Here is a 9428-nt window from a genome sequence, read left to right as displayed (position 1 = left end):
GCCAACGGATTCGGTCAGGCGCGTGCCGTCGCCAAAGTCTACGACGTCTTGGCGCGGGGCGGTCGGCGGTTGGGAATCACGCCCGGGACGATGCAGGAATTGGTCGCCCCGCCGGTGCAACCCTCGCGCGGCTCGCGAGACGCCGTCTTGAAGATCGACACCAACTACAGCTTCGGGTTTTCTCGGCCCAGTGACGGATTCCGCTTCGGCGCCGATGACCAAGCCTTCGGTTGCCCCGGGGCGGGCGGATCGTTTGGCATGGCGGATCCGTCCAAGCAGTTAGCCTTTGCGTACTTGACCAACACGATGAGCTTCCGGATCTTCGACGACCCGCGCGAACGGGCCGTCCGCCAAGCCGTCTATCAATGCATCGGCGCGATCCAAACGCGCCGGGTACCGTCGGATGTGAAGGTGGCGTAGCGGTGCAGCGACGGTGGACTGTTAACGAGCTACCGCTTTTTCTCAAAACAGCGGCCCAGCGGTCCGACCAAGATCGCCGGCAGCAGCACCAGGTCGCCCAGTAGCGCCGAGGCGAGCAGGAAGACCATCAGCCAGGCGAAGTGCAGGATCGGCACGAACGTGCTGAGCGCGAACACGATCAATCCACACGAACAGATCAGCGTCGTGTGCACCATCGCACCGGAGCATCGCGAAAACGCGCTTTCGATCGCTTGTCGGCGCGACAGCCCTTGGTCCAGACCGCGGCGGAACCAAGTCAGCAGGTGGACGGTGTCATCGACCGCAATCCCAAGTGCCGCACTTGCCGTCATCACCGAGCCGATCTGGACGGGAATGTTCATCCACTCGATACCGCCGAACACGATCACGGCGGGAAAGATATTCGGAAACATCACCAAGCAGGTTGCCCAAATGTTTCGCAGCACTACCAGCAACACGACGGCGATGACGGCGAAGGCGACCAGGAAACTGCGAAACAAATCCAACAGCAATTGACGTTGGGCTTTGTAGATCAGCGGGATCACACCGGTGAACGTGCCTTGGACGTTCTCTTCGGCCAGCAGGGGTGTAACCGCTGCCCGGATTTGTTCGACAAAGATCCCGTAGTCCAAATCGCCGATGGCGTTGGCACGCACTGAGATGCGCCAAAGCGTTTGGTCTTCGCCGTCGCTCAAGTACTTCGTCTCGATCAGGCGTTGTTTGGTTTGCTGGCCGTTGATCACCTTGCGTTGGACGATGTCGCGAACGCTGTGACCCGAGGGAAGTCGCGGAGACAGATTGAAAGCCGACAGGGTCGCCACGGGCTCGTCGAGCGATTGAATTTTGCTCTGGACCCTCGCCACCAATTGGATCTGCTCGACGCGATCGCGTGGGTCGTCTTTGTCAAAATGGATCGCGACCTCCAGTGGCACCATCGGTCCGATGCGCTCTTCCAGCCAACGGTAATCGGCGATCGCATCGCTGCTGGGGAGAAAGCGGTCTTGCAGTTTGACCGTTGATTGAATCGATGGAATGCGCGAGGCGCACAACAACATCAATGCCAAGCAAGCCAGTGCAAAGAACGCGTGGTGATTGAGGATCGCATCGATAAACGCGTTGCCTTTCTTGGGTGAATCGTCGGCCGATGGGCGATCCGATTCGGTTTCGGGCTTGGGGGGAAACAGATACAGCGCCGAGGGCAGCAACAGAAACAGGACGATGACGCTGGCCACGACACCCAGCGCGGAATAGAAGCCAAAACTTTGGATCGGCTCGATCTTGCTGAGCATCAACGAGATCAGGCCGATGCCCGTGGTGATCGCGGCCAGCGAACAGGGCAACCAACCCTGGCCGATGGCTCGGATCGCGGCGGGAACCGGTGACGATGGCCCCCGCGCCGCGTCGCGATAGTAGTTTGCCAAATGCACCGCCGAAGAGATCGTCAACACATAGATCAACGGTGGCAGCATCGTCATCAACAAGTTCATCTTGCCGCCGCTGAAGTACAGGATCGCCAGCGACACTGCGGTGCTGTAGACCGCGACCAGCAGAACCGAAATCGCCAGTCGAATACTGCGCATCCGCAGCGTCGCGACCAAAAAGGAAACCAGCGCGGAGAGTCCGGCCAGGCCGAACAACAGTTTCCGGCTTTCGGCGTCGATCATCGCGGCATCGACTGTCGGACCGGCCAATTTCAATTCTGCGGCCGGCAACTGGCAAACGTCCCAGGCCAGGGTTTCGATTTCTTGTACCGCCGCACTGCGATCGGCTTGACCGGCGACGGAGGTGGTCAGCACCAGGCAGGTCGTCGTGTCCTGAGCGCCGATCAGAATGCGTCGCAGGCGATTGATGGCTGCGGTGCGAGAAAAATTCTGCGGCGGCGACATCAACTCCTCGATCGCGTTCTGACCGGTCCGCACGCGATCAAAGAATGCCGTGTTCAGCAGCGCTTGGGAGAGTTGCCCGACGCGCGGGTCGTCCAGATCGCAACCCGGCCAGCTGACGACGGCGAATTCGTCCGTGCCGAAGTGACTTTGAAACCAGTCGTAGGTGTCCGTTTCGGCGAAGGACTGGGGAAGCCATTGCCGGGGATCGTTCGATGTGCTCTTGAGCGCCCGGAGGGCGCCGTAGCCGATCAGCGGAAACGAAATCACAGCCAACAAAACGATCGCGATGGCGTATCGCGTCATTTCAGTCAGCAAAGCAGGTCGGAAGAAATTCATCCAGCAGTTCGGCAAACGCTTCGGGTTGTTCCCAGTTCGGCGCGTGCCCACAGTCTTGAATGAATTGCAGCTTCGATCCCTTGATCCGCCGCTGGAACTCGCGACCGGTCTCCGGCGGCGTGATCGAGTCTTCCTGGCCCCAGATGATCATCGTCGGCAGATCCAACTTGGTCAGCTCTTTTTCGACCGATCGATCGCGGGTGGCGCGGGAGACTCGCAAGACGAAGCGGACATAGTCGCGGTCTTGGATGGAGGAATGCCAATCGTCGACCAGTTCATTGGTCACCAATTCCTGCTTGTGGACGATGCCACAAACCGTTTTCTTGACGAATTCGCGCGAGGGTTTGGGCCGCATGCCACCGATCGGGTTCTTTTCGAACAACCCGGCGCTGCCGGCAAGCACCAGACCTTTGGCAAAGTCTTTGCGGCGGGCACAGAGGTCGATTGCCACCAACCCGCCCAGGGAATTGCCGCAGATCACAAAGGGATCAATTTGAAGCGTTTCGACGAGATCGGCGACCTGATCGCTCAAATCGGCGATCGCGTTGATCCCGTGCTGGCGACGGCCGGGTTGGGGGTCGACCGGCAACTGGGGGGCGATCACGCGATAGCGATCAGCCAGTCGCTCCATCACCTGCCGCCAGTGTTCGGGCGTTCCAAATAAGCCGTGCAGAAACAGCACGGTTTCGTCCCCTGTACCCATCTCAACAATCCCGGCAGGGTCGATCCTGGCAGTGGTCATTGATTTAGAAGGAGATGAGCGATTGAGTAGCACAGACAATGCAATCCTTGACGTTGAAGCGAATCCTTTGGGATATCGTTCAATCGCCGGGGAGACGTGAACGGGCGCTTCCTGCGGCCGGCATTTTAGCTGCAATCATGATGTTGGTCGAATCCGTTTTTTCCGAGGGACTGGAAATTTTATCCCCAGAGCCCCCGATCTCCTGCCCAAAACCATTGATTGGGGTCATTCCGTCACAATCGGGTGGCCAAGGGGCACAGCACCTTCCTAAGCGTTTGAGCCCACCCGATCGCAGGGCCCGGGCTCGGCCTCGATGGGAGCGGATCCATCACCCTTTTTCGCCTTTACTGAGCCAAAAGAAACAGTCTTTGTCGTGCAAAACGTCAGTTTGCCGCGGATTCCTGAAGGATTCATCCGGCCAATCGAAACAATTGGCGAATCGCAGCGGAAAACGTGGGAATCAATGCTCTACACCGCAGCCGCTAGGGGATCGCCAGCCGCAACGCCAGATACGGCACCAGATTGAAAACCAGTACCAGCAGCTTGTAATTCGCCAAGTAGCGAAAGTACTCCTGGCGGATTTCATGCGATTCCAAATGAAACCACTTTTGGTGCAGCCGCCCGACGGATTTTTCGCAACCGACCACGATGACGGTGCTGAACGTCAACATGCCCAGATTGATCAGCGTGCACCAGCCGAGCGCCGCAAGTACGATTTCCCACGATGTCATGGTCATTCTCTGATTGATGGATTGAACGCGAACGCTGGTTCGCTCGGTTTCCGCCAGCCAACTTCTTGGCGTGTCGCTGATTATTGGCGTGTCGCTGACGTGTCGCCGCAACCGTTGCAGTGACCGCGCAGCAGGATTTCTGTGATCTCGCCGATCTTTGCGCTCTGTCGCAGACTGCCCGCGGTCAGTTTCACGTCGTCCAAGCAGGACACCGTGCCGCAATCAACGCACAGAAAGTGCGGGTGACCGGTGTCGTCTTGGGGTTGGCCACGGACCGCTTCGAATCGCCAGACGTGATCGCCGAGTTCGGTGCGACGCAGCAATCCCACTTCGGCCAAGTCGTTGAGATTGCGGAACGCCGTCGCCCGGTCGATCCCCCTGTCGGCGAGCTGCTGGGACACTTCGGCATGCGTCAGCGGCGAAGTCGACTCGCGCAGCAACAACAGCGTCGCCAGGCGAGCCGGTGTGGCGCGCAGCCCGGATCGACGGATTTCGTCCTTGACGGGATCATTCGGTGCAGTCATCGCTTTGATTTCTGTTGTTCGGCCGGGGAACGATGCCAAAAGGACGCTGTCAAACTAGATCGTACCCAGTTGCAATGCGGTTGCAAGTGCACTCGTGTTACCCATAGGCGAAGCCGGCCGGTTGGCGTACCATTTCGCCGGTCAACCCCATTCTCTGTTGTTCCAGCCATGTCGCCCGTTTCACTTCTGTTCGTCTATTGCGTGTTCATCTTCGTCGCCTCCAACACCGGTGGACGGCTGTCTGATCTGATCCGCATGACGCACCTCCGAACGCAGCTCTTGATGAGCGCTGTGGGCGGGTTGATGCTCGGCATCGCGATGCTGCATTTGCTGCCACATGCCGGTGAGATCCTGGGATCGTCTTCGATGACCGGGATGGGCGCGCTGCTCGGTCTGATTTCGATGTTCTTGCTGATCCGACTGTTCCACACGCACGATCACGGTACCCGCGAATCAAGCTTCGCCAACGGTGCCGACAGTCCGGCCGCTGGAACCGACGGTCCGGTGGGTGAGCAGGCGGGCGAGCACGAGCATCACTGCGACGGCCACCACCACGACGGCCATCACCACGACGACCACGGTCACGACCACTCGGCCAAGCCGAAGCGGTTCGGTTGGGCCGGCGTCTTTTTCGGTCTGGCACTGCACACGCTGATCGACGGCGTCGCGTTGGCCAGCAGCGTGATCGCCGACGCGTCCCACGGTTCCTGGATGGGGCTGGCGGGCATCGGTACGTTTTTGGTGATCGCGCTACACATTCCGCTCGATTCGTTTGCGATCACGTCGGTGATGAGCAAGCAGGGTTGGTCGTCGGCCGCACAGCGACTGGTCAGCATGCTGTTTTCGTTGGCCTGCCCGCTGGGGGCATTTTTGATGTACCTGGGGGCAACGACGGTGTTAGAGGGCACCGGGATTCTGGGCTGGGGCTTGGCGATCTCGGCCGGTTTCTTCATCTGCATCGCGCTGGCGGATCTGCTACCCGAAGTGGCCTTTCACGACCATGACCGCGTCAAGTTGACGATCGCATTGCTGTTGGGTGTCGTCGTCGCAATCGGCATCGAAAACCTACCCGGCCACACCCACGACCACAGCCCCGACGGCACCGCCGAACACGACCATCATTATTGACCCATGCACAAGGTTTAACCCATGGACAATGGACAGGGCCCATCTGGGCGGGCCGGGGGCTTGCCTCGACCAATCTACCTTCTGCCTAGGGCGTTTGGACCGGTCCGTGGAAACGCTAATCGGTTGCGTGTTCCTCTCGGCGGGGGGCGTGCCTTGTCGTCCAGTTTTGTTACGACATATTCCATACCTTTCACTAGAATGGTACGGATCACTAACGACATGAATGGATGTAACTGAATGCGCCAATCCCTTGACGATGCCGGGCGGCTTGCTTCTCTTCAGGCTCTTGGGTTGCTCGATAGCGAACCTGATCCGATCTACGATCGATTCACTCGTTTGGTGGCGAAGCTACTCGATGTCCCGGTCGCGCTCGTCTCGCTGGTGGATGATCACCGCCAATTTTTTAAGAGTTGCATTGGATTGCCGCCACCTTGGGACGCCGAGAGGCAGACACCGCTTTCGCACTCGTTCTGTCAACACTGCGTCAATCGCGGCGAGCCGTTGATTATTGTCGACGCGACCAACGATCCATTAGTGCGAAACAATTTGGCGGTCTCCGAATTAGGGGTTCGAGCCTATCTTGGAATACCGATCTTCGTTGAAGGTGGATATTGCGTCGGATCGCTTTGTGCGATCGATACCGAACCTCGTGATTGGACCGAAGCCGATGTGGAATCTCTCACTGATGTTTGCCGTTCGCTTGAAACCGAACTGCGGTTGCTTCAGCAACTGAACGATGCGACCGAAGTGTCGAGGCGTAAGAGCGTGTTCATGGCCGAGTTGTCGCATGAGCTGCGAAACCCAATGACGCCGGTGTTGGGCATCGCACAGTTGTTGGCAAATGGTCAGGTTGGCGAGAATGAACAACAAGAGATGTACAACGTGCTGTTGCAGCAATCCCGGCAACTGACTCGCCTGGTTGATGAGTTGCTGGATCTCTCTCGTATCGAGCGAGGGAAAATTAAGTTGTCACGCGGTCCCTGCGACTTAGTGAGCATTGTACGTCATTCTGCAGAAACCATCCAAGACTCGCTCAAAACAAAATCGTTGAGTTTGACGGTGTTGGGTGATGAACGCCCCTGCTGGGTCTATGCCGATCAGTCTCGATTGATCCAGGTTGTGACCAATCTCTTAACCAACGCTTGCCGTTACACTCAGAAGCATGGAAACATTCAGGTTGAGGTTTTCAGTGCTAGCGATCAGGGCTGCCTCGTTGTCTCTGACGACGGAATCGGACTTTCCGAACAAGAACTGAAACGGGTGTTTGATTTGTTCCATCAGGCCCCGTCCGCCCGATCACGACAGCGCGGACTCGGGATTGGACTTTCCCTCGTCCGCCGACTCGTCGAGTTGCATGATGGACAAATTGCGATGGCCAGCCAAGGGCGGGGGAGCGGATGTCGTGCGACCGTCCGATTACCCTCGACGGGAGAGCCGATATCCTTGAGCCAAGCTGACTCGGTGGAATCTGGACAGACCTGCGATTTGCCGCTGGACATTCTGGTTGTCGACGACCAGTCAGCCAACAGATATGTTCTGCGATGTTTGCTCGAGGCAGAAGGGCATCGCGTACGGGCGGCCTCTAGTGTCAAAGAAGCGTGGGACGAGATTAGCAGGCGGGCACCGTCCGTCATTTTCTCTGACATTCAAATGCCCGAAATCGATGGCCACGAATTTGCCAGACAAGTGCGTGCGGATGATCGGGTCGCTTCGGTGCCCCTGGTCGCGGTCACGGGAGAGGCCTTAAGTAGCGAAGCTGAGGCTGCGAAGGCGGCGGGTTTCGACATGCACCTCAACAAGCCAGTCTCTGCCGAGAAGTTGCGCGGTGCCCTCTCGGATGTGAAGTCGGAAGTTCAGGCGGATTGAGAAAGGGGCAGGAGCCTCGTTGGCAATCGGTTGCGCGGGCGGTTAACCTAACAGTTCCGATGCGACGGTGTCGGCGAAGTGGATGCCTCGCGGGGTCAACTTGATCTGATGGCCGTCGCGATCGATCAAGCCTTGCGATTGAAGTTCGTTGAGCTGCTGGGCGCAGAGGGTTTCGATGGCGATGCCGGTGCGTGAGTGCAGTTGTTGCAGGTCGATTCCGTCGATCATCCGGACGCCGAACGCGGCACCTTCCCGTGCCGCTTCGGCCGCTGAGATCGTTTCCGACTCCGCGATCGCGCTGTCGCCATTTTCGATCCGCTTCAAATAGGTCGTGGTGCTGCGATGGTTGGTGGCCCGCACGCCATCGATGAAGGCGGCGGCACCGGGACCGGCGGCGAACCAGCCATCGCCCCGCCAGTACGCCAGATTATGCCGGCAACGAAAGCCCGGTTTCGCGAAGTTGGAGATTTCATAGTGCGTCAAACCCGCCTCGGCTAAGACGCGGCGGCTCAGGTCATACATCGTGATTTCCACCGATTCGTCGACTGCGGACAGATCACCGCGGCGACGACGGGTCCAGAACGACGTGCCTTTCTCGTACGTCAGCGAGTACGTCGAGACATGCCTGATCGGAAGGGCTGTGGCGGTGCGAAGGTCCCGCGCCCAGCTGGAGAGCGATTCACCGGGGGCGGCAAAGATCAGGTCGATGGAGACATTGGGGATCGTGTCGGCGACCTGCTGAACGATCGCCTCGGCCGACTGCCCCGAGTGACTTCGTTCCAGCACCGCCAGCTTGCGATCCTGAAACGATTGAACGCCCAGGCTGACGCGGTTGACGCCGAATTCGGACAGCATCGCTAGCTTTTCCGCGGTGATGTCCTCTGGATTCGCTTCCATCGTCCATTCAAAACCCTCGGAGAGTTCGAATCGGCGACGAAGCGACAGGAGAAACGTTTCCAGCAGGGCGTTGGGCAGATGCGTCGGTGTCCCGCCACCGACGAATAAGGTGTCGATGATCGGGACACGTTGCAGTCGTTGGGCAATCTGTTCCAGTTCGTGATCGATCGCCGCGAGGTAACGCTGCATCAAGTCATCGCGATCGGCGACGACACTGAAATTGCAGTACCCGCATCGGTGCCGACAGAACGGCACATGCACATACGCGGATCGAGGAGTGGGCCAATCCATGTGACGTAAGCTTCCAGCTTGCGAATCGTGGCGTACGCTTCCAGCTTGCGGTGACGTTGTCTGGCAAGCAAGATGCTTACATCACTTCCGCTTATTCCCCGGCGCGGAGCTTGTTGAAGTAATCCATGGCGTGCTCACGTTCGGTGCGGGGCAGTTGCTGGTTCTCCAGCGGATCGCTTTCTTCGCTGAACGAGCTTTCGATCGCGCGTTTGACGTCTTCGCGGCTGATGCCTTTGCGGTTGGGACCGTCGGCGAAACCGGAGATCACGGCCTTGCCTTTCTTGACTTGGCCGCGGACCTGAGTCTCGTAGGTGTTGGTATCGCCTTCTTCTTCCGGCCGGTCTCCTTGTCCGGCGCCTTCGCCGAGTCCGTCACCGGGTTTGTCGCCTTCGCCCATGCCCATTCCCATGCCTTGGCATTGTTGGCAACCGGCACCGCCACAGGAACTGCAGCGCATTTGTTCTTTGGATTGCGACAGGTCGTTCATCGCGTCTTCCAGGTCTTGCAGTTCGCTCATCTCTTGCTGCATGTCACCGAGTTGGTCGGCCATTGCATCGAGGGCGTTGGCGGCTTGCTTGGAGTCGCCGTT

The 9428-nt window shown here is 58.7% G+C and carries 8 protein-coding genes and 1 pseudogene; 3 read left to right on the top strand and 6 right to left on the bottom strand.

Annotated features, from left to right (window positions below):
• A partial coding sequence (locus ABX749_RS10970; protein WP_372896018.1) for a serine hydrolase occupies positions 1 to 420 on the top strand: 420 nt, incomplete at its 5' end.
• A 29-nt stretch (positions 421 to 449) separates the two neighbouring features.
• On the opposite strand, the gene ABX749_RS10965 is transcribed toward ABX749_RS10970, so the two are convergent.
• The 4 genes from ABX749_RS10965 to ABX749_RS10950 all read right to left on the bottom strand — a co-directional run bounded on the left by ABX749_RS10965 (position 450) and on the right by ABX749_RS10950 (position 4657).
• On the bottom strand, positions 450 to 2660 hold the full coding sequence (locus ABX749_RS10965) for an RND family transporter (protein WP_372896017.1): 2211 nt from the start codon (positions 2658 to 2660) through the stop codon (positions 450 to 452).
• Entirely contained in the window at positions 2629 to 3363 is a 735-nt protein-coding gene (locus tag ABX749_RS10960; RefSeq protein ID WP_372896016.1) for an alpha/beta fold hydrolase, read from the bottom strand. Before ABX749_RS10960 ends, ABX749_RS10965 begins: the two co-directional genes overlap by 32 nt.
• A gap of 521 nt (positions 3364 to 3884) precedes the next feature.
• Positions 3885 to 4139: a DUF6868 family protein gene (locus ABX749_RS10955; RefSeq protein WP_372896015.1), complete on the bottom strand. Its 255-nt coding sequence runs from the start codon at positions 4137 to 4139 to the stop codon at positions 3885 to 3887.
• A 74-nt stretch (positions 4140 to 4213) separates the two neighbouring features.
• Positions 4214 to 4657, bottom strand: coding sequence for a Fur family transcriptional regulator (locus ABX749_RS10950; RefSeq protein ID WP_372896014.1), 444 nt, complete (start codon positions 4655 to 4657; stop codon positions 4214 to 4216).
• Between the two features lie 168 nt (positions 4658 to 4825).
• Here ABX749_RS10950 and ABX749_RS10945 point away from each other — a divergent pair, with 168 nt between their 5' ends.
• Positions 4826 to 5785 (top strand): ZIP family metal transporter, encoded by a 960-nt coding sequence (locus ABX749_RS10945; protein ID WP_372896013.1) that lies wholly within the window; start codon positions 4826 to 4828, stop codon positions 5783 to 5785.
• 237 nt (positions 5786 to 6022) lie between these two features.
• Positions 6023 to 7651, top strand: coding sequence for an ATP-binding protein (locus tag ABX749_RS10940; protein WP_372896012.1), 1629 nt, complete (start codon positions 6023 to 6025; stop codon positions 7649 to 7651).
• 42 nt (positions 7652 to 7693) lie between these two features.
• Here the strand turns inward: ABX749_RS10940 and hemW are convergent, their stop codons facing one another.
• A complete protein-coding gene (hemW, locus tag ABX749_RS10935; RefSeq protein ID WP_372896011.1) occupies positions 7694 to 8839 on the bottom strand; it encodes a radical SAM family heme chaperone HemW in 1146 nt (381 codons plus the stop codon).
• A 91-nt stretch (positions 8840 to 8930) separates the two neighbouring features.
• A pseudogene (locus ABX749_RS10930) lies at positions 8931 to 9428 on the bottom strand (hypothetical protein); the annotation flags it as partial.

The organism is Stieleria sp. (assembly GCF_041595215.1).
In the GTDB taxonomy this organism is placed as follows: Bacteria; Planctomycetota; Planctomycetia; order Pirellulales; family Pirellulaceae; genus Stieleria; species Stieleria magnilauensis.
This window is presented reverse-complemented; position numbering and strand designations above follow the sequence as displayed.

What these genes read in the sequence shown, in the direction of transcription:
- ABX749_RS10965 (WP_372896017.1), bottom strand. Translation starts at nt 2,660, where the DNA reads ATGAATTTCTTCCGACCTGCTTTGCTGACTGAAATGACGCGATACGCC.
- ABX749_RS10960 (WP_372896016.1), bottom strand. Translation starts at nt 3,363, where the DNA reads ATGGGTACAGGGGACGAAACCGTGCTGTTTCTGCACGGCTTATTTGGA.
- ABX749_RS10955 (WP_372896015.1), bottom strand. Translation starts at nt 4,139, where the DNA reads ATGACCATGACATCGTGGGAAATCGTACTTGCGGCGCTCGGCTGGTGC.
- ABX749_RS10950 (WP_372896014.1), bottom strand. Translation starts at nt 4,657, where the DNA reads ATGACTGCACCGAATGATCCCGTCAAGGACGAAATCCGTCGATCCGGG.
- ABX749_RS10945 (WP_372896013.1), top strand. Translation starts at nt 4,826, where the DNA reads ATGTCGCCCGTTTCACTTCTGTTCGTCTATTGCGTGTTCATCTTCGTC.
- ABX749_RS10940 (WP_372896012.1), top strand. Translation starts at nt 6,023, where the DNA reads ATGCGCCAATCCCTTGACGATGCCGGGCGGCTTGCTTCTCTTCAGGCT.
- hemW (WP_372896011.1), bottom strand. Translation starts at nt 8,839, where the DNA reads ATGGATTGGCCCACTCCTCGATCCGCGTATGTGCATGTGCCGTTCTGT.